This window comes from Sedimenticola thiotaurini, assembly GCF_001007875.1.
In the GTDB taxonomy this organism is placed as follows: Bacteria; Pseudomonadota; Gammaproteobacteria; order Chromatiales; family Chromatiaceae; genus Sedimenticola; species Sedimenticola thiotaurini.
On the sequence record NZ_CP011412.1, the window covers coordinates 565,509 to 584,827 of the forward strand.

General features: G+C 56.7%; 14 protein-coding genes. 6 read left to right on the forward strand and 8 right to left on the reverse strand.

Annotated features, from left to right (window positions below; translation table 11 throughout):
• Window positions 1-29 precede the first annotated feature (29 nt).
• From AAY24_RS02480 to icmF, 8 genes are all read right to left on the reverse strand, one after another.
• On the reverse strand, window positions 30-1,088 hold the full coding sequence (locus tag AAY24_RS02480; protein ID WP_082116996.1) for a branched-chain amino acid ABC transporter permease: 1,059 nt from the start codon (window positions 1,086-1,088) through the stop codon (window positions 30-32).
• Between the two features lie 2 nt (window positions 1,089-1,090).
• Window positions 1,091-1,984, reverse strand: a complete 894-nt coding sequence (locus tag AAY24_RS02485; RefSeq protein WP_046858338.1) for a branched-chain amino acid ABC transporter permease — start codon at window positions 1,982-1,984, stop codon at window positions 1,091-1,093.
• 11 nt (window positions 1,985-1,995) lie between these two features.
• Window positions 1,996-3,933 (reverse strand): long-chain fatty acid--CoA ligase, encoded by a 1,938-nt coding sequence (locus AAY24_RS02490; protein WP_046858339.1) that lies wholly within the window; start codon window positions 3,931-3,933, stop codon window positions 1,996-1,998.
• A complete protein-coding gene (locus AAY24_RS02495) occupies window positions 3,930-4,751 on the reverse strand; it encodes an ABC transporter ATP-binding protein (RefSeq protein ID WP_046858340.1) in 822 nt (273 codons plus the stop codon). Before AAY24_RS02495 ends, AAY24_RS02490 begins: the two co-directional genes overlap by 4 nt.
• A 366-nt stretch (window positions 4,752-5,117) precedes the next feature.
• Window positions 5,118-5,951 carry a universal stress protein gene (locus AAY24_RS02500; protein ID WP_046858341.1) on the reverse strand — a complete coding sequence of 278 codons (834 nt, stop codon included), beginning with the start codon at window positions 5,949-5,951 and terminating at the stop codon, window positions 5,118-5,120.
• Window positions 5,952-6,543: 592 nt separating this feature from the next.
• The gene (locus AAY24_RS02505; RefSeq protein ID WP_046860954.1) at window positions 6,544-7,329 is read right to left on the reverse strand and encodes an enoyl-CoA hydratase-related protein; all 786 of its coding nucleotides are present in this window, start codon (window positions 7,327-7,329) and stop codon (window positions 6,544-6,546) included.
• Window positions 7,330-7,449: 120 nt separating this feature from the next.
• Complete coding sequence (locus AAY24_RS02510; RefSeq protein ID WP_046858342.1) at window positions 7,450-8,298, reverse strand: 3-hydroxybutyryl-CoA dehydrogenase; 849 nt, start codon at window positions 8,296-8,298, stop codon at window positions 7,450-7,452.
• 322 nt (window positions 8,299-8,620) lie between these two features.
• Window positions 8,621-11,884 carry a fused isobutyryl-CoA mutase/GTPase IcmF gene (icmF, locus tag AAY24_RS02515; protein WP_046858343.1) on the reverse strand — a complete coding sequence of 1,088 codons (3,264 nt, stop codon included), beginning with the start codon at window positions 11,882-11,884 and terminating at the stop codon, window positions 8,621-8,623.
• Window positions 11,885-12,286: 402 nt separating this feature from the next.
• Between icmF and AAY24_RS02520 the strand changes: the two genes are divergently transcribed.
• The 6 genes from AAY24_RS02520 (at window position 12,287) to AAY24_RS02545 (ending at window position 19,319) form a co-directional block, all read left to right on the forward strand.
• Window positions 12,287-12,721: a MerR family transcriptional regulator gene (locus tag AAY24_RS02520; RefSeq protein ID WP_046858344.1), complete on the forward strand. Its 435-nt coding sequence runs from the start codon at window positions 12,287-12,289 to the stop codon at window positions 12,719-12,721.
• Window positions 12,722-13,249: 528 nt separating this feature from the next.
• Window positions 13,250-14,413 (forward strand): isovaleryl-CoA dehydrogenase, encoded by a 1,164-nt coding sequence (locus tag AAY24_RS02525; protein WP_046858345.1) that lies wholly within the window; start codon window positions 13,250-13,252, stop codon window positions 14,411-14,413.
• Between the two features lie 222 nt (window positions 14,414-14,635).
• Window positions 14,636-15,820 carry an acetyl-CoA C-acyltransferase gene (locus AAY24_RS02530; protein ID WP_046858346.1) on the forward strand — a complete coding sequence of 395 codons (1,185 nt, stop codon included), beginning with the start codon at window positions 14,636-14,638 and terminating at the stop codon, window positions 15,818-15,820.
• Window positions 15,821-15,966: 146 nt separating this feature from the next.
• Window positions 15,967-17,103, forward strand: coding sequence for an acyl-CoA dehydrogenase (locus AAY24_RS02535; RefSeq protein ID WP_046858347.1), 1,137 nt, complete (start codon window positions 15,967-15,969; stop codon window positions 17,101-17,103).
• A 3-nt stretch (window positions 17,104-17,106) separates the two neighbouring features.
• Window positions 17,107-17,712: a 2-hydroxychromene-2-carboxylate isomerase gene (locus tag AAY24_RS02540; protein WP_046858348.1), complete on the forward strand. Its 606-nt coding sequence runs from the start codon at window positions 17,107-17,109 to the stop codon at window positions 17,710-17,712.
• Complete coding sequence (locus AAY24_RS02545; protein ID WP_046858349.1) at window positions 17,712-19,319, forward strand: carboxyl transferase domain-containing protein; 1,608 nt, start codon at window positions 17,712-17,714, stop codon at window positions 19,317-19,319. Before AAY24_RS02540 ends, AAY24_RS02545 begins: the two co-directional genes overlap by 1 nt.

A 19,319-nucleotide genomic window follows, 5' to 3' on the forward strand; every position in this document is an offset into this window, starting at 1 on the left:
TTCAGACTCAAACCAGTGGTTTCCATCCGTCAGTAACTGAACGGATAGAGTTTCCAGTATGATTTGATCATCTTCCAGCGATGGGCCAGTCCGTCCGGCTCAAATATCAGGAACAGGATAATCGCCAGACCGATGGACATCTCTTTAATATAGGCCAGTGCATCGCCACCGCCAGACGGCATGACGTTAACCACGGTCTCCATCACTTCCGGCAGCAACACCATAAAGGCCGTACCGAGCAGGGTACCCATCACCGAGCCGAGACCGCCGATGATGACCATGCCCAGGAACTGGATGGAGAGCAGAATGGTGAATCCTTCCACCGAGACGAACCCCAGATAGTGGCCGAACAGGGCGCCACCGATGCCGGCATAAAATGAGGAGATACCAAACGAGAGTATCCGGTACTTGGTCAGATTGATACCCATGATCTCGGCGGACAGGTAGTGGTCCCGTACCGCGATAAAGGCCCGTCCGTCCCGGGTGCGCATCAGGTTGGCGCCCAGCAGGAACATGATGACCACCCAGAAGAGCACTACATAGAAGAAGGTCTCATCGGTGAAGAACTCGTAGCCGAACAGGCTGAACGGGTTGGCCATGGAGCCGGCAGAACCACCGGTAAACCAGTCTGCCCGGGCGAAAAAATCCTCCAGAATAAACTGGGATGCCAGGGTGGCGATGGCCAGGTAGAGACCCTTGATACGTCCGGCCGGTATACCGAAGATCAGGCCGACCGCAGTGGTCATCAGGCCCGCCAGAGGGATCGTCAGAAACACCGGGATGCCGGTGGTGTTATTCAGCCAGGCCGAAGCAAAGGCGCCAAAGCCGAAGAACGCCGCGTGGCCCAGGGAGATCTGTCCGGTGAATCCGACCAGGATATTCAGACCCAGGGCCGCGATGCCGTAGTAACCAATCTGAATCATCAGGTTCAGCAGGTAGGCATCCAGTACAAAGGGCGCACCCAGTAACAGCACCACAGTTGCAATGGCCACATTACGTGACATGGGTGTGGGAAAAATGGTGGTATCTGCTTTGTAGGTGGTTCTGAACTCACCACAACGCATTTGGGAATGTCCGCCGCCAGCCATACTTATATCCTCTCAATATCTTTAGTGCCAAACAGGCCGTACGGTTTGATCATCAGGATGATCACCAGAATGTAGAACGGCGCGACCGTGTAGAGGTTGCCCAGGTTGAGCCACTGACTGTCGACAAACTCCGCCAGGTTCTCCAGGATGCCGATGATCAGCCCGCCGACAATGGCACCAACGATCGAGTCCAGGCCGCCCAGAATGACCGCCGGGAACACCTTGATGCCGAAGAAGGAGAGGGCGGAAGAGACGCCGTTGACCATACCCACAACCACGCCGGCGAGGGCGGAAACCATGGCCGAGATGGCCCAGGCCATGGCAAACACCTGCTTGACCGAGATTCCCAGGCTCTGCGCCACCTGCTGATCGAACGCGGTTGCGCGCATGGCCAGGCCCATACGGGAATACTTAAAGAAGTAGTAGAAGCCGACCATGATAATGACCGAGATGATCAGACTCATGATATACGCGGTCTGGACCTGCAGCCCCAGAATGTTCATCGCTTCGTTTTCAAAAATTTGCGGATAGGGTTCCGCGAATACCCCGAACATCCAGCCCATGGCAGCCTGGAAGAAGATCGACAGGCCGATGGTCAGCATGATCACGGAGATCACCGGTTCGCCAATCATGGGACGCAGCACCACCACCTGCAGCACGATGCCGAACACCATCATGAACAGCAGTGTGACCGGGAAACCGATCCAGAACGGCAGGTTGAATTTCACCAGCAGGGCCCAGCAGACCCAGGCGCCAATCAGGAGGAATTCGCCCTGGGCGAAGTTGACCACCTGGGTGGATTTGTAGATGAGTACGAAACACATCGCGACAACCCCGTAGAGGGTGCCGATAATGGCTCCATTAACCAGTAGTTGGCCTAACAACTCGTAATTCATGGTCTTTCTCCTCAGGCCGCAGCCGATGAAGATGGATCTGTCAGACTGATCAGTTTCAGATCCGTGACAATCCGGGACTTGGTACCATCCTGGAAAGTAATCATGGTATCGACGTGAACCGAATCGGTGTCGCTGTAGATAGCATCGATAATCTCTTTATATTTCTCGGAGATCACCGAGCGGCGTACTTTCCGGGTCCGGGTCAGTTCGCCATCATCCGCGTCCAGCTCCTTGTAGAGCAGTACGAAACGCTGAATTTTGTGCGCCTCGGGCAGGGTCGCGTTGACCCCTTCAACCTCTTTTTGAAGCAGATCATAGACCGCCTCCTGAGTAGAGAGGCTGGTGTAGTTGGTGAATGCGATGCCTTTCTGTTCAGCCCACTTGGCGACAATGCCATAGCGTATGCAGATGATTGCGGTGAGGTAGGGCTTCTTGTCGCCCAGAATGACCGCCTCCGCCACGAACGGAGAGAACTTCAGTTTGTTCTCAATGAACTGGGGAGAGAAGTGAATGTTGTTGGTGGTGGTGGCGATATCCTTGATACGGTCGATCACCACCAGGTGGCCATTATCCTTCTTGATGTAACCGGCGTCACCGGTGTACATCCAGCCATCCCGCACATCCTTTTTGGACGCCTCCTCATCCTTGTAGTAGCCGAGGAACATACCGGAGTTGCGTGCGACAATTTCCCCCACACCCTGGTCGTCCGGTTCGTGAATCCTGATCTCGGTATTATCGAAGGGCAGGCCGACACTGTCGAAATCCACATCATTTTCAGCATGGATGGTATAGGCACCGCCCAATTCGGTCTGGCCATACAGCTGACGCAGGGGAACCCCCATGGCCAGGAAAAACTTGAACGTGTCCGGTCCCAGCGCGGCACCACCGGTAGCGGCTGAGCGCAGGTTGGTGAATCCCAGGCGGTCCTTGAGGGCACGGAAAAGCAGGAAGTGGGCCAGCGGTGATCGTTCACCACGCTCCAGCGCCTCCATGCCGATCTTCATGCCGTAGTTGTAGAGTTTCTGTTTCAGGGGGGTGGCATCCATCATGCGCGATTTAACGTCCGCGGAGATGCTCTCCCAGATTCTGGGTGCCAGCAGGACAAAAGTCGGGCCGATTTCACGCATATCACTCATCATGGTCTCGGTCCCTTCCACGAAGTTGACCGTGATGCGACTGATCAGTGACTGGGCTACCGCGTACACCTGCTCCATAATCCAGGGCAGGGGCAACATGGAGACATAGTCGTCCGATGGATACTTTGGGTCAGCCCGCAGGTAGGCGGAGCAGTGATCCAGGAAGGGACCGGTCTGCAACATGGCCATCTTGGGATGGGAAGTGGTACCGGATGTGGTACAGAGTACGCCCACATCCTCACCCTTGCCCTCGGCAACCAGCTTGTCATAGAGATCGGGTTGTTCCTGGTCGAGCTTCACGCCCATCTCGAGCAGGGTCTCCTGGCTCATCAGGCGGTCATCTTCATATTTACGCATGCCCCGGGGGTCATGGTAGGCGATGTGCTTGACGCAGGGGCACTCTTCGGTGATCTCCAGCAGCTTGTCGACCTGCTCCTCATCCTCAGCCATGATCAGTTTGGCTTCGGCGTAGTTGATCAGGTAGGCGACTTCCTGGTTCATGGAGTCCTGGTAGATACCCAGGCTCATGGCACCGATGGCGTGGGCGGCGATCTCGGCGTGCAGCCATTCCGGCCGGTTGTCGCCGATCACACCGACAACATCCCCCCGCCTGATGCCCATGGCGTACATGCCCAAGGCCATCTGCTTCACCGTGGTGTGGTAATCACGCCAGGTGAATTCGTTCCAGATTCCGAACTCTTTTTCACGCATGGCCACTTCGTCGGGCCATTGCTGGGCATTGTAGGCAAGCAGCTTGGGAAAAGTGTCGTACTTTTTTATATCGGGATAATTGGCGATCAGTGCTTTACTCATGCGCTTTTCTCTTTGCCGTCATTCACCGAGGTCTCTTCGTCCACCTCTTCGCCGAGGTAGGCTTTCTTGACATAGGGATCCGCCATCACTTCTTCCGGCAGCCCCTCGGCAATTTTTTTACCGAAATCCAACACCATGACACGGTGCGAGATATCCATCACCACGCCCATGTCATGTTCAATCATGATCACGGTCATGCCCCACTCTTCATTCAGGTCGTTGATGTAGCGGGCCATGTCCTCTTTCTCTTCCAGGTTCATGCCGGCCATGGGTTCATCGAGCAGGATCAGGTCCGGGCGCAATGCAATCGCCCGGGCCAGCTCGACCCGTTTGCGCAGACCATAGGAGAGGGTGCCGGCAACCGATTTGCGGATGTGGCTGATCTCCAGGAAGTCGATGATATCCTCCACTTCACGACGGTGCGTCAGCTCCTCCTTCTGGGCACCGGAGAACCAGTAGAGCGGACCGGTGATGAAGTTGTTTTTCAGCAGGTGATGACGCCCGACCATGATGTTGTCGAGGACGGTCATGTGACTGAACAGCGCCAGGTTCTGGAAGGTTCGGCCCATACCAAGGGTACAGCGATCGTTCGGCCGCAGCTTGGTGATGTCCTGACCTTTGAAAATGATCTGACCCTGATTCGGGTTGTAACGTCCCGAAACGCAGTTGAGCATCGAGGTCTTTCCCGCGCCGTTGGGGCCGATGATGGAGAACAGTTCGCCCTTGTTGACACTGAACTTGACGTTGCTCAAAGCGCGCACACCACCGAAAGTCAAAGTGACGTCGCGGACTTCAAGTAATGGGTTCTTATCGTTCATTGGCCTGCCTTCATGGTGTAAAGAAGACAATCCAAGGGGTACCTGCCTGGCATGGCTATGCCTACAGTCATATCCTCACTCCTCGTTTTGTCGCTAAAAGCGTACGGTTATCCAGAATGGTCTGGGTGCAAAAAACGACTAATTGCCCTGAAGCAATTACTAAATTCTTATTATGAGTCTATTAATTACGTTGACGTAAACGTCAATATTATCTGGCAACGCTATAGTAAACAGTTTCGATGGTCAACTCGGTTTGGCTGATCGGGTCGACCGTGTTCCTTAATCCTGTGTTTTCTCAGCCTGCCTCTTATTAAAGTAATATTTATTATTAATGGTTACCGGATCATATTTGCCTGAACCGGGTTGTTAGTGCGCCATCAGTACAGGTATTGCCATGTTCTTCAGCATGGCGCGGGTCACCCCACCCAGGATCAACTCCTGCAACCTGTGGTGACCATAGGCGCCCATCACCAGCAGATCCGCACTTTCATCCGCTGCACAAGAGAGCAGCATATTGGCCGGGTCCACGTCTTTCGTGGTCAGGTGTTCGGATGTTGCCTTAATGCCATGGCGTACCAGATGTTGCGTAATATCTTCCGCCGGGTTCTCGCCATGGCGTTTTTTGCCCTGATTCGGATTGATCGCGATCACGTTGACCTTGTTGGCATTCTGGATGAGCGGGATGGCGTCATTGACCGCCCGAACCGACTCTCTGCCGGTGTTCCAGGCCACCAGGACGCGCTTTCCCACATCCTTGAAGTCGCCCGCATAGGGCACGATCAGGGCCGGGCGCCCGCTCTGGAGTACCAGTTGCTCCGCCAGGTCAGGGGGGAGAATGCCGGCCGCGGTCTTGTGGTGATACTGGCTGATGATTGTAAGATCCATGTGCTGAGCTGCATGGATCAGCTGTTTGGTGACATCATCCTCTGAATTGGGCAGCTTGGAGACTTCCGTGACCAGTTCCACTTCTGCCTTGTCCGCCAGTTTCTGGTACTTGGCAAAGATCTCCTGGGCCGCTTTGTCATGCAGTTTGCGACGCTTGTCTTTGTTGTTACTCAACCCCAGGGAGAGTGGCATTACCTGGGTGTAGAGACAGAAGAGGGTGGCGCCATGACGCTTGGCGAGTTTCAAACCCAGCTTGAAGCGTTTTTCGCTTTTTGCTGAAGAGTCTGCGTGTACCAGAATATCTTTAAGCGGCATTGCGTGTCTCCTGAATCAGGGGTGCTACCCGAATCATTCTAATAGAGTATCGTCCTGATACATTTATATTATTGTTTATTAAATTACGTTAACGTAAACGTAATTGCAGCTAACACTAAATAAAAACCATGACCGGGTCAATAGTTTCTTGAAAGACTTTTTTTATCTGTATAACTAATTGAATTAACAGTTATATATGGTTGCTGAAAAGTCTCCGTCCGAGTCGGATTCAATCTGATATGCAGACCCTGATCAGAGAAATCAATCCCTGTATTAAATAGTCTGCTGTCGACCGCTGCTCCCGGGTCGGTGGAATAGATCAGAAATTGCGCCGGAATGCCTCTGCCTTATCGTTTTTTGATAGGTGGATCGGGTGCTGCTGCCTGGCTCCCGGCGATTCCGATGCATTGTTTATATCAGTCGGCGCCGTACAAGTCATGTTACTGTTCCGTTTTCGCCGTTAAGCATGGCGCGGTTCCCTGGCTGGGTTGGCCATAGCCGCTGTCAGAACCTATCCGGTGCGACACAAAAAAACCGCTCCCGGAAAGGGGAGCGGTCAGTCATTGGGCCAGGCGGGCGCAAAATTGTCTTTTCATCGAGCCTGGAAATCCGCTTTGCGCTTCTCCAGGAAGGCTCCCATGCCCTCTTTCTGATCGTCTGTAGAGAAGCAGAGACCAAATACTTCGCTCTCCAGCACGCAGGCGTTATCCAGATCCATATCCTGGCCGCGTTGTACCGCCTGTTTCACTAGCCGCACTGCAATCGGCCCTTTCTGGATTATCTGCCGGGCGGTCTCCAGCGCCTTCTCCATCAGTTCTTCTGCTGCATGGACGTGATTGACCAGGCCCCAGGTCAATGCCTGATCGGCCTTGATCTGCTGTCCGGTAACCAGCATTTCCATCGCCTTGGCGCGGCCGATCAACCGGGTCAGGCGCTGGCTGCCACCAAAACCGGGGGTCACCCCCAGGCTCACTTCCGGTTGGCCGAACTGGGCGCGTTCCGAGGCGATGATCCAGTCGCAGCTCATGGCCAGTTCGCAGCCGCCCCCCAGACAGTAACCGTTGACCACGGCGATAACCGGAATATCCAGAGTCTCCAGGCGTCGGAAGGCGCGCATCCCTTTCTGGGAGAATACCTGCCCCTCGATGGCGCTCTTGTTCTGCATCTCCGAGATATCGGCACCCGCCACGAAGGCTTTCTCTCCCGCACCGGTGACCAGCAGCACACGGGCGTCCGGGGTGTTGGCGATCTGTTCCCCGGCGGCGTAAATCTCGTCCAGGGTGGCGCTGTTGAGTGCATTGAAGCTGCGCGGGCGGTTTACCGTCAGCTGGTAGATGCCGGTTTCCACCTGTTCCAGGAGGATGTTTTCAAATTCCATAATGGCCTCGTTTGGGTTGTCAGTCAGGAGGTTCTGCTTGCCATGGTTGCCGGTTTCTGGCGGGGAGCCCTGGCTGGGCAAGCGGTCGGGATGGCGAGCCACCCGACCGCCATCAGGTGATCAGTAGTCGTAGAAACCTTTGCCACTTTTACGTCCCAGATAACCTGCATCCACCATCCGGCGGAGCAGGGGGCAGGGGCGGTATTTGGTATCCCCCAATCCCTCATGCAGCACCTCCATAATGGAGAGGCAGGTATCCAGACCGATCAGGTCGGCCAGGGCCAGCGGCCCCATAGGGTGGTTCATGCCCAGTTTCATCACCTCATCAATCGCTTCAACAGTAGCCACGCCTTCGTACAGGGTGTAAATCGCCTCGTTGATCATCGGCAGCAGGATGCGGTTGGAGACAAATCCCGGGCTGTCATTGACCTCCACCGGCACCTTGCCGATCTTTTTGGAGAGCTGATCAATCAACTGGTAAACCTCGTCGCTGGTCTGCAGGGCGCGGATCACTTCCACCAGTTTCATGACCGGAACCGGATTCATGAAGTGCATGCCGATCACCTTTTCCGGGCGAGCTGTCTCCCGGGCAATGCGGGTCAGGGATATGGATGAGGTGTTGGTGGCCAGTACCGCCTCCGGTTTACAGATACGATCCAGCTCCTGGAAGATTTTGCATTTGATCTCCAGATTTTCGCTGGCCGCTTCCACCACCAGGTCCACATCGGCCAGTTTGGCCAGGTCGGTGACACCGGTGATGTTGTCCAGGGTGGCTGATTTGTCCGCTTCGCTGATCTTCTCTTTCTTCAGCATGCGATCGAGACTTTTGTTGATCGTATCCAGGCCGCGCTGCAGTGGGGCGTCGGCAATGTCATGCAGAATGACCTTGAATCCGGACGCTGCGAAGACCTGGGCAATGCCGTTCCCCATGGTACCGGCCCCGATGACACCAACTGAACTAATTTGCATATCTACCTCTGACTAAAGTGAAAGTTAAAACCATTTACCGGGACTCCGGTATTTACAGCAAAAGCTGTTACTGAGTCGCCGTATTACGCTTTTCCGGGATGGGTTATCAGCCCGCCGGGCACCTGGTTTAGCGCTCCGGGAACGCCGGGCCAGGTTCGGTGGTTATCCATCAGGCGATCTTTTGCGGCCCTGTCAGATGTCCTGGTTCGGCCAGTTCATTACAATAATCACCTGATTAATATAATTTAAAAAAACAATAAGATAACAAAACTTATTAATGCTTGTTATCAAAAAAAGGGGCGGTAGCCGCCCCTGATCTGGTTTACATGTTACGGCGGTACTGACCGCCCACTTCGTAGAGGGCGTTGGAGATCTGCCCCAGTGAGCAACTGCGCACGGCGTTCATCAGCTCGACAAAGATGTTCTGGTTGTTGATGGCGGCTGTACGAATCCGCTCCAGTGCTTCATCGGCAGTATCAGCGTGGCGTTGATGGAACTCTTTCAGTCGGGTGATCTGACTCTGCTTTTCCGCCTCGGTTGAGCGGGCCAGTTCGATGGTCGTCTCCTGATTGCCCTTCGGGTTCAGGAAGGTGTTGACCCCGATGATGGGCAGGGAGCCGTCGTGCTTTTTGTGCTCGTAGTAGAGCGATTCGTCCTGAATCTTGCCGCGCTGGTAACCGGTCTCCATAGCGCCCAGTACACCGCCACGCTCGGAGATGCGCTCGAACTCACTGAGAACCGCCTCTTCAACCAGTTCGGTCAGCTCCTCGATGATAAAGGCGCCCTGGTTCGGGTTCTCGTTTTTGGTCAGGCCCCACTCGTTATTGATGATCAGCTGGATGGCCAGTGCACGGCGTACCGACTCTTCAGTTGGCGTGGTGATCGCCTCGTCATAGGCGTTGGTGTGCAGGCTGTTGCAGTTGTCATAGATGGCGATCAGCGCCTGCAGGGTGGTACGGATATCGTTGAAATCCATCTCCTGGGCATGCAGGGAGCGACCGGAGGTCTGAATATGATACTTCAGTTTCTGGCTGCGTTCATTGGCGCCATACTTGAAGCGCATGGCGGTCGCCCAGATGCGCCGGGCCACCCGGCCCATCACGGTGTACTCCGGGTCCATGCCGTTACTGAAGAAGAACGACAGGTTCGGGGCAAATTCGTCGATGTCCATTCCCCGGGCCAGGTAGGTTTCCACGTAGGTGAAGCCGTTGGCCAGGGTGAAGGCGAGCTGGGAGATCGGGTTGGCCCCTGCTTCGGCGATGTGATAGCCGGAGATGGAGACCGAGTAGAAGTTGCGCACCTGGTTGTGGACGAAATACTCCTGGATGTCGCCCATCAGCTTGAGGGCGAACTCGGTGGAGAAGATGCAGGTGTTCTGGCCCTGGTCCTCTTTCAGGATATCCGCCTGTACCGTGCCCCGCACATTGGAGAGGGCCCAGGCGCGAATCTTCTCGATCTCTTCGTCAGTGGGCTGGCGGCCGTTGTCGCTCTCGAACTTTTCAATCTGCTGGTCGATAGCGGTGTTCAGGAACATGGCCAGGATCATCGGTGCAGGGCCGTTGACGGTCATGGAAACCGAGGTGCTCGGGTTGCAGAGATCGAAACCGTCATAGAGCGCCTTCATGTCATCCAGGGTGGCGATGGATACGCCGGAGTTACCGATCTTGCCGTAGATGTCTGGCCGTTCATCCGGGTCACAGCCGTACAGAGTGACCGAGTCAAAGGCGGTTGAAAGTCTTTTTGCATCAGAGTGTTCCGACAACTTCTTAAAGCGTCGGTTAGTCCGGAAGGCGTCCCCTTCACCGGCGAACATCCGGGTTGGATCCTCGCCCTCGCGCTTGAAGGCGAACACGCCAGCGGTGTAGGGGAATGTACCCGGGACGTTCTCCAGCAGCAGCCACTTGAGCAGCTCGCCATGGTCCTCAAACTTGGGCAGCACCACCTTGGGGATCTTGGTGCCGGAGAGGGTCGTGCGGGTGATCTGGGTGCGGATCTCCTTGTCACGGATCTTCACCACATATTCATCACCGGCGTAACTCTCCTTAACCTGTGGCCAGATCTCCAGCAGTTTTTTAGCCCTCTGATCCAGCGCCTGGTCACGCTTGGCGATCAGCCCGTCCAGATCCGCCACTTCGGTGCCGGCTTCACTCAGCATGCGTTTGGTTTCGGTCAGCTGCTGACGCTCCCGGGCAATGCGGGACTGGGTTGCCACGGTCTTTTTGTAATCCCGTACCGTCTCGGCGATCTCCGCCAGGTAGCGCGCCCGCTGAGGCGGAACGATGACCTGCTTGCCGGTGGAGCATTTTTCGCTGCTGCGGGGGAGGGCGTCTTCACTGACGCCCATACCCAATTCCGCCAGCTTGTCCCGCAGACCGTGATAGAGGGCTGTGACCCCTTCATCGTTGAAACGGGCTGCAATGGTGCCGTATACCGGCATCTCCTCCACCGGCGTGGAGAATGACTCGCGATTGCGCTGTACCTGCTTACGCACATCCCGGAAGGCGTCCTCGGCTCCCTTGCGGTCAAACTTGTTAATGGCAATGAAGTCGGCGAAGTCCAGCATGTCGATCTTTTCCAGCTGGCTCTGGGCACCGAACTCCGGGGTCATCACGTAGAGCGAGGCGTCCACCAGGGGGACGATACCGGCATTACCCTGGCCGATACCCGGGGTCTCCACAATGATGAAATCAAATCCGGCCAGTTTGCAGGCCTTGACGATATCCGCCACATAGTTGGGCACTTCTCCGCTGGCATCCCGGGTGGCAACCGAACGGAAGAAGATATTCGGATGTTCAATGGCATTCATGCGGATGCGGTCGCCAAGCAGGGCGCCACCGGTTTTCCGCCGGGTCGGATCCACCGCGATGATGGCGATCTTCAGCTGATCCTGCTGGCCCAGCCGGAAGCGGCGGATCAACTCGTCGGTCAGGGATGACTTGCCGGAACCGCCGGTGCCGGTGATACCCAGTACCGGGATCTGTTTCTTGATCCCCTGCAGGGCGTCATCTATCTGGTCCGGCAACTTGCTGGTTTCGGTACTGTTTTCCAGGCGTGTGATGATCTGGGCCAGTGCCCTCAGGTCGCCCTTGAGCACCGGATCGAGACTGTCCGGTGCAAACTGTCCAGGGTCAAAGTCACTCTGCTCCATGGCGAACTGAATCATGCCCTGCAGCCCCATATGCTGGCCATCTTCGGGGGAGAAGATGCGGGTCACGCCGTAATCGTGCAGCTCCTTGATCTCTTCCGGTACGATCACGCCACCGCCGCCGGCAAAGACCCTGATCTCCTCGCCGCCATGCTCTTTCAGCATGTCCACCATGTACTTCAGATACTCCACGTGGCCGCCCTGGTAGGAGCTGATGGCGATACCCTGGACATCCTCCTGCAGGGCGGCATTGACGATTTCAGCTACTGAGCGGTTGTGCCCCAGATGGATCACCTCCGCGCCCTGTGCCTGGAGGATGCGCCGCATGATGTTGATAGAGGCGTCATGGCCATCGAACAGACTGGCGGCTGTTACGAAGCGAATCTTGTTCTGTTGCGGGGCAATGTTGACCACATTGCTTGTCTGTGGGGCGTTAGACATGATGTCTCCAGTGTGATTCTTTAACTTACTGTAAATAATAGAAATATCAACTCACTGATGGTAAAGTTAGCGCTTTTTGAAACGCTCTATCAGTAGCGTATTGAGACTAAAACTACCTTACGTTAACGTAAACGTCAATAATATCCTGTGCGCTTGCCGGCGGGGTTGGCATCGGACAGCGGAGCATGTTGAAAATGCAAAGAATAGTGACGTTAACGTTAACGTAGGTTATAACAAGTAAGTGACAGGTTTTACCGTTCAGCGTCGTCACCGTTGAGTATGGCATCCGGTGAAGCAAAATGTAGTCGATTTTTGTGTGGCAACTTTAACCATTATAAATGGCGTCCGGTGGGACGTACTGAATAATAAAAACTACTATTCGAGAGGGGTGGAACAGAATAAATGGATAATCTACACGACGAACCGGCAGACGATTTAGAGACCATGAGCGGCATCAGTTATAGCATCTCCGAACTGGCTAAAGAGTTCGATGTCACCCCAAGGGCGATCCGTTTTTATGAGGATCAGGGTCTGATAGCCCCAAGCCGGAAAGGGCGTCGCCGTGTTTATCGGGAACGGGACAGGGTACGTCTGAAACTGGTATTGCGTGGTAAGCGACTCGGATTTGCCCTTTCCGAGGTAAAAGAGTTGTTTGACCTCTATGACACCTCTCCAGGGGAAGTGGGGCAGTTAAATTTTTTACTGGACAAAATTAAAGCCCGTCGCGCCATGCTTGAGCAGCAGCGGCAGGATATCGAGGCGGTGCTTCACGAGATGGCGAGCGTCGAAAAGCGTGCGCTGAATGTGCTGAGTGAATTGCAGGGCGAGGCTCCCTGAGACGCATCGACGCAGACCCCGTCACTGTTTCCACATAATCGGTCCCCACTCCCTAATTAAATATCTCCGTAAATACCCGGTGGCAATATGGGTGATCGATTATGCTTGGGTGATGGAGCAGGATTGCGATACTCCTGTCAGCTCTGCCGGTCTGGACTCCGGACAGGACAAACCGGGTGGGGGTGTTTGCAGCGGGGACTCTGTCGGTCAGTTGTGTAGAGGATGCCGACTGCTGTGATGGGTCCGCGGGATCCGGATGTCGGAAAGTATTTCCCGCCCCCCTTTATTACTAGCGCAAATATGGATGGTAGTTGCGGTTGCAGATCAAGGTTGACGTTAACGTAAACGTAATATATGTTCTGTGTCGGTTGTTGATTTCCGGCAGATCCCGGTTACGGATAATAATTACCAGATTGATCTGCCCTGGTGGGTACCTGTGTACTGTTTCAGGCTTGCCGACCACACCTGCTCTGCCTATTTTTTAAAAGGCTGCCTGCTGGCAACAGCACCTGATAAGGAGAAATCTGAATGATCCACCTGCCTTCACTGAATTTTGATCTGGGTGAGACCGTGGAAATGCTGCGTGACTCGGTACGGGAGTTTTCTGCTGCCGAAATCGCACCCATCGCGGCAGAAACCGACGAGAAGAATGAATTCCCGAACCATCTATGGAAAAAGCTGGGCGATATGGGGCTGTTGGGTATCACCGTTGCCGAAGAGTTCGGCGGCAGTGAAATGGGCTACCTGGCCCATATTGTGGCAATGGAGGAGATCAGCCGCGCTTCCGCTTCCATTGGACTGAGCTATGGCGCCCACTCCAATCTCTGCGTTAACCAGATCAAGCGCAACGGCACCCAGGCGCAGAAAGAGAAATACCTGCCAAAACTGATTTCGGGCGACCATATCGGTGCCCTGGCCATGTCTGAACCGAATGCGGGATCCGACGTGGTGGGTATGCGACTCAAGGCCGAGAAGAAGGGTGATCGTTACATTCTCAACGGTAACAAGATGTGGATCACCAACGGTCCCGATGCCCACGTCATGGTGGTCTATGCCAAGACCGATCCCGCCGCCGGCCCGAAGGGTATTACCGCTTTCATTATCGAACGGGAGTTTGGCGTCAAGAGCGCCCAGAAACTGGACAAACTCGGCATGCGCGGCTCCAACACCGGTGAGCTGGTGTTCGAGGATGTGGAGGTGCCGGAAGAGAATATCCTCGGGGAACTGAACCAGGGTGTCAGGGTACTGATGAGCGGACTTGACTACGAACGCGCCGTACTCTCCGGTGGTCCCCTCGGTATCATGCGGGCCTGCATGGACGTGGTGGTGCCCTATATCCACGAACGGCAGCAGTTTGGCCGCCCCATCGGTGAATTTGAACTGATGCAGGGCAAAATGGCTGATATGTATACCACCATGAATGCCTGCCGGGCCTACGTCTATGCTGTGGGTAAGGCGTGTGATCGTGGCGAGACCACCCGTAAAGACGCCGCCGGCGCCATACTCTATTGTGCCGAGAAGGCGACCTGGATGGCACTGGAAGCGATTCAGACCCTGGGCGGCAATGGTTATATCAACGAATATCCCACCGGACGTCTGCTGCGGGACGCAAAGCTCTATGAGATCGGTGCCGGTACATCGGAGATCCGTCGTATGCTGATCGGTCGCGAGTTGTTCAACGAGACCCGTTAACCGGTCGGGGCAGGAGTGGGGCGTCAGGTCAGGTCGGTTAACCCCGAAGCGCGGGAACCGGCCCTGCTCCCCGGCAGTATCAAACCCGCCACAACGGGTTCATTGGTGCGAACCGTGTCGATCGCTTTGCAGCGTCCCATGTGTATCAGTTTTTCCCGGCCATCCCGAATGGCCGGTTAGTGACAGATTCAGTTGTCTATTTGTATAAACCGGAGTTATCCCATGAGTGATCCAATTGTCATTGTCGATATTGCCCGCACCCCGATGGGGGGTTTTCAGGGCGTCCTCTCTTCACTGACCGCGCCCCAGCTCGGCGCCGCGGCCATTGCCGCCGCCGTGTCACGGGCCGGTATCAGCAGTGAGGATGTACAGGAGGTACTGATGGGTAATGTGCTGACCGCCGGAATCGGCCAGGCGCCCACCCGCCAGGCGGCGATCGGCGCCGGCATTCCACTGAACGTACCCTGCGCCGGCATCAGTAAGGTGTGTGGCTCCGGCATGAAGGCGGTGATGCTGGCCCACGACCTGATCAAGGCCGGCACCAACGAGGTCATGGTGGCAGGTGGTATGGAGTCCATGACCAACGCCCCCTACCTGCTGGAGAAGGCCCGTGGCGGTTACCGTCTGGGTCACGGCAAGACCATGGATCACATGTTCCTGGATGGGCTGGAAGACGCCTACTTTGATCGGGGCGCATTGATGGGGACTTTTGCCGAGCAGTGTGCCGATCATTTTAATTTTACCCGTGAACAGCAGGATGAATTTGCCATCGCCTCCCTCAGTCGCGCCAATGCGGCAATCGAAGCAGGCCGCTTCGAGCGGGAGATTGTGCCGGTGACCGTTTCCAGCCGTAAAGGTGATACCGAGGTGGCGACTGACGAACAACCCGGTAATGCCCGTCCGGAGAAGATCCCTAGCCTGCGTCCTGCTTTCCGCAAAGATGGCACGGTGACCCCGGCCAACTCCAGTTCTATCTCCGATGGTGCGGCAGCCCTGGTGCTGATGCGCGCTTCAGAAGCGGAGCGTCGCGGTCTCTCGCCCAAGGCGGTGATTCGCGGACATGCCGGCTATGCCGGCGAACCCCGTTGGTTCACCACCGCCCCGGTCTACGCCATGCAGAATCTGTTGCAGCGCCTGGAGTGGAAAACCGATGACGTGGATCTGTGGGAGATCAACGAGGCCTTTGCCGTAGTGACCATGGCAGCCATGCGCGAAATGGAGCTGGATCATGAGAAGGTCAACGTGAACGGTGGCGCCTGCGCGCTGGGTCATCCGATTGGTGCCTCGGGTGCGCGTATCATCGTCACCCTGTTGGCCGCACTGGAAGAGAAGGGGCTGAAACGGGGTGTCGCTTCGCTCTGCATCGGCGGCGGTGAGGCGACGGCGGTGGCGATCGAGCGGGTTTAACCGCTGCCGACGGGGCGCCGTCCTACGGTGATGAGCCGTAGGGTGGGCACGTTTTTGTGCCCACCCGGCGCCCTGGAACAGTTTCAGCGGCCGTCGCCATCAATCGATGGCTGGAAAAGTAAAAAATAACTCACAGGAGTTTCTGCATGATCCTCACTGAAGAACAGCGCATGATCCGCGATATGGCGCGTGATTTTGCCCGGGAGCGCCTCGCGCCCAATGCCGCCGAGTGGGACCGGGAGAGTATCTTCCCCGCCGAAGAGCTGAAGGAGTTGGGGGCGTTGGGTCTGTTTGGCATGACTATCCCGGAAGAGTGGGGTGGTGCCGGTACCGACTATGTTTCATTCGCCCTGGCGATCGAAGAGATTGCTGCCGGCGATGGCGCCTGCTCGACCATTCTGAGCGTGAACAACTCGGTGGTCTGTGGACCGTTGCTGAAATTTGGCAGTGACTATCTCAAGGAGACCTACCTGAAGCCGCTCGCTTCCGGTGAGATGCTGGGTTGCTTCTGCCTCACCGAGCCCCAGGCCGGCTCCGATGCGGCGGCCCTGAAGATGCGCGCGGTGCGGGATGGCGATGAGTATGTGCTGAATGGCACTAAGCAGTTCATCACCTCCGGCAAGTATGCCCAGGTTGCGATTGTCTTTGCGGTGACCGATCCGGCCGCCGGTAAGCGGGGCATCAGTGCCTTTGCCGTGCCCACCGACAACCCGGGCTACAAGGTGGCCAATATCGAGCACAAGATGGGTCAGCACGCGTCAGACACGGCCCAGATCTTTTTCGACGACTGCCGGATTCCGGCGGACCACCTGATTGGCAAAGAGGGCGAAGGGTACAAGATTGCCCTGAGCAATCTTGAAAGCGGGCGCATCGGTATCGCGGCCCAGAGTGTGGGTATGGCCCGGGCCGCTTACGAGGCAGCCCTCGATTATGCCCGGGAGCGGGAGAGTTTCGGCACCGCGATCATGAATCACCAGGCGGTGGGTTTCCGGTTGGCCGACATGGCCACACAACTGGAAGCGGCCCACCTGATGGTGATGAATGCGGCGGTCCTGCGGGACGCCGGTGAACCCTGCCTGAAGCAGGCCTGCATGGCCAAGCTGTTTGCTTCCGAGACGGCGGAAAAGGTCTGTTCCGCGGCCATCCAGGTACACGGTGGTTACGGCTATCTGAATGATTTCCCGGTTGAGCGGATCTATCGGGATGTACGTATTTCACAGATCTATGAAGGCACCAGCGATATACAGCGCATCGTGATCTCCCGCGCTATCGCCGAGGAGTAGGCTATGGCTGCTGCGCCACTGGAGTTCTATTTCGACTTCTACTCGCCCTATGGTTACCTGGCCAGTGCCCGGATTGACGAAATAGCCAGTCGGCATGGTCGGGAGGTGATCTGGCGTCCGTTCCTGGTCGGGGCAACTTTCGCCCTGACCGGCGCCCGCCCGCTGGTGGATATTCCCCTGTTGGGTGACTACTCGTTACATGACATGGAGCGTTGCGCCCGGGAACAGGGTGTGGCCTTCCAACTGCCGGAGAACTTTCCCAAGGCGGCATTGGCGCCGTCACGGGCCTTTTACTGGCTGGTGGATAGCCAGCCCGAGACCGCCCGGCAACTGGCCCGGGCGGTTTACCACGCGACCTTTGCCGAGGGGCGCGATGGCACGGCGGCAGACCTGGTGGCGGATCTGGCCGAGCCGTTGGGGGTCGATCGGCAGCAGTTGCTGGAAGGAATACAGCGCCCGGAAGTTAAGGAGCGCCTGAAACAGGAGACCGAGGCGGCAGTGGCCCGTGGCGTATTCGGCTCGCCCTTTATATTTGTGGATGACGAACCGTTCTGGGGTAACGACCGACTGGAACAGGTGGACCGCTGGTTAGCAACAGGAGGCTGGTAATGTCGGTCATCAAGAGCAGTGTCAATCGCAAGAGCGAACAGTACCGGGAAAATCAGGCGGCCATGCAGGCGCTGCTGGCTGATCTGCGGGATCGGGTGGATGAGATTGCCCGGGGTGGTGGCGATCGGGCCCGGGAGAAACATCTGAAACGGGGCAAACTGCTGCCCCGTGAGCGTATCCGGGTGCTGCTGGATACCGGCTCACCATTCCTGGAGCTGTCTCAGTTTGCCGCCTACGGCATGTACAACAACGAGGTTCCCGCTGCCGGTGTGATCACCGGTATCGGTCGGGTCTGTGGCCAGGAGTGCATGATCGTGGCCAACGATGCCACGGTGAAGGGCGGCAGCTACTTCCCCATGACGGTGAAGAAGCATATCCGCGCCCAGGAGATTGCCCGGGAGAACCATCTGCCCTGTATCTACCTGGTGGATTCCGGCGGTGCCAACCTGCCGAGTCAGGACGAGGTATTCCCGGACCGGGAGCACTTCGGGCGCATCTTCTATAACCAGGCCAATATGTCGGCCCAGGGCATCCCGCAGATCGCGGTGGTGATGGGCTCCTGCACAGCGGGTGGCGCCTACGTGCCGGCCATGTCGGATGAGAGCATTATCGTCAAGGAGCAGGGCACCATCTTTCTGGGTGGACCACCGCTGGTAAAGGCCGCCACCGGTGAAGTGGTGACGGCGGAAGAGCTGGGTGGTGCGGATGTGCATTCCCGGGTCTCCGGTGTCACCGATCACTATGCCTTGAACGACTCCCATGCCCTGGGGCTGGCGCGACGGGTGGTCGGTACCCTGAACCGGGACAAACAGCCGGGCGTGGCCCTGCGCCAGCCGGTGGAGCCGCTCTATCCGAAAGAGGATATCTACGGCATCGTGCCGACCGATCTGCGCAAGCCCTACGACATCCGCGAGGTGATCGCCCGGGTGGTGGATGGCAGCGAGCTGGACGAGTTCAAGAAACTTTACGGTACCACCCTGATCTGCGGCTTTGCCCACATTCACGGGTACCCGGTGGGGATCATCGCCAACAACGGCATTCTCTTCTCAGAGGCGGCCCAGAAGGGTGCCCACTTTGTGGAGCTCTGTGCCCAGCGCGGTATTCCGCTGGTGTTCCTGCAGAACATCACCGGTTTCATGGTGGGCAAGAAGTACGAGGCCGGTGGCATTGCCAAGGACGGGGCCAAGATGGTGACAGCGGTAGCCTGCGCCAAGGTGCCTAAGTTCACGGTGATTGTGGGCGGCAGTTTCGGTGCCGGTAACTACGCTATGTGTGGTCGTGCCTACGGCTCCCGCTTCCTCTGGATGTGGCCCAATGCCCGGGTCTCGGTGATGGGGGGAGAGCAGGCCGCCAATGTGCTGGGGCAGATCAAGCGGGATGCGTTGGAAGGCCGGGGTGAGAACTGGTCGGCAGAAGAGGAGGAGGCGTTCAAGGCGCCGATCCGTGATCAGTATGAACGCCAGGGTCATCCTTACTATGCCAGTGCCCGACTCTGGGATGATGGCATCATCGACCCGGCGGATACCCGTACCGTGCTGGGGCTGGGACTTTCCGCTGCGCTCAATGCGCCGGTGGAGAAGACCCGGTTCGGCATCTTCAGGATGTAA

What these genes read in the sequence shown, in the direction of transcription:
- AAY24_RS02480 (WP_082116996.1), bottom strand. Translation starts at nt 1,088, where the DNA reads ATGGCTGGCGGCGGACATTCCCAAATGCGTTGTGGTGAGTTCAGAACC.
- AAY24_RS02485 (WP_046858338.1), bottom strand. Translation starts at nt 1,984, where the DNA reads ATGAATTACGAGTTGTTAGGCCAACTACTGGTTAATGGAGCCATTATC.
- AAY24_RS02490 (WP_046858339.1), bottom strand. Translation starts at nt 3,933, where the DNA reads ATGAGTAAAGCACTGATCGCCAATTATCCCGATATAAAAAAGTACGAC.
- AAY24_RS02495 (WP_046858340.1), bottom strand. Translation starts at nt 4,751, where the DNA reads ATGAACGATAAGAACCCATTACTTGAAGTCCGCGACGTCACTTTGACT.
- AAY24_RS02500 (WP_046858341.1), bottom strand. Translation starts at nt 5,951, where the DNA reads ATGCCGCTTAAAGATATTCTGGTACACGCAGACTCTTCAGCAAAAAGC.
- AAY24_RS02505 (WP_046860954.1), bottom strand. Translation starts at nt 7,329, where the DNA reads ATGGAATTTGAAAACATCCTCCTGGAACAGGTGGAAACCGGCATCTAC.
- AAY24_RS02510 (WP_046858342.1), bottom strand. Translation starts at nt 8,298, where the DNA reads ATGCAAATTAGTTCAGTTGGTGTCATCGGGGCCGGTACCATGGGGAAC.
- icmF (WP_046858343.1), bottom strand. Translation starts at nt 11,884, where the DNA reads ATGTCTAACGCCCCACAGACAAGCAATGTGGTCAACATTGCCCCGCAA.
- AAY24_RS02520 (WP_046858344.1), top strand. Translation starts at nt 12,287, where the DNA reads ATGGATAATCTACACGACGAACCGGCAGACGATTTAGAGACCATGAGC.
- AAY24_RS02525 (WP_046858345.1), top strand. Translation starts at nt 13,250, where the DNA reads ATGATCCACCTGCCTTCACTGAATTTTGATCTGGGTGAGACCGTGGAA.
- AAY24_RS02530 (WP_046858346.1), top strand. Translation starts at nt 14,636, where the DNA reads ATGAGTGATCCAATTGTCATTGTCGATATTGCCCGCACCCCGATGGGG.
- AAY24_RS02535 (WP_046858347.1), top strand. Translation starts at nt 15,967, where the DNA reads ATGATCCTCACTGAAGAACAGCGCATGATCCGCGATATGGCGCGTGAT.
- AAY24_RS02540 (WP_046858348.1), top strand. Translation starts at nt 17,107, where the DNA reads ATGGCTGCTGCGCCACTGGAGTTCTATTTCGACTTCTACTCGCCCTAT.
- AAY24_RS02545 (WP_046858349.1), top strand. Translation starts at nt 17,712, where the DNA reads ATGTCGGTCATCAAGAGCAGTGTCAATCGCAAGAGCGAACAGTACCGG.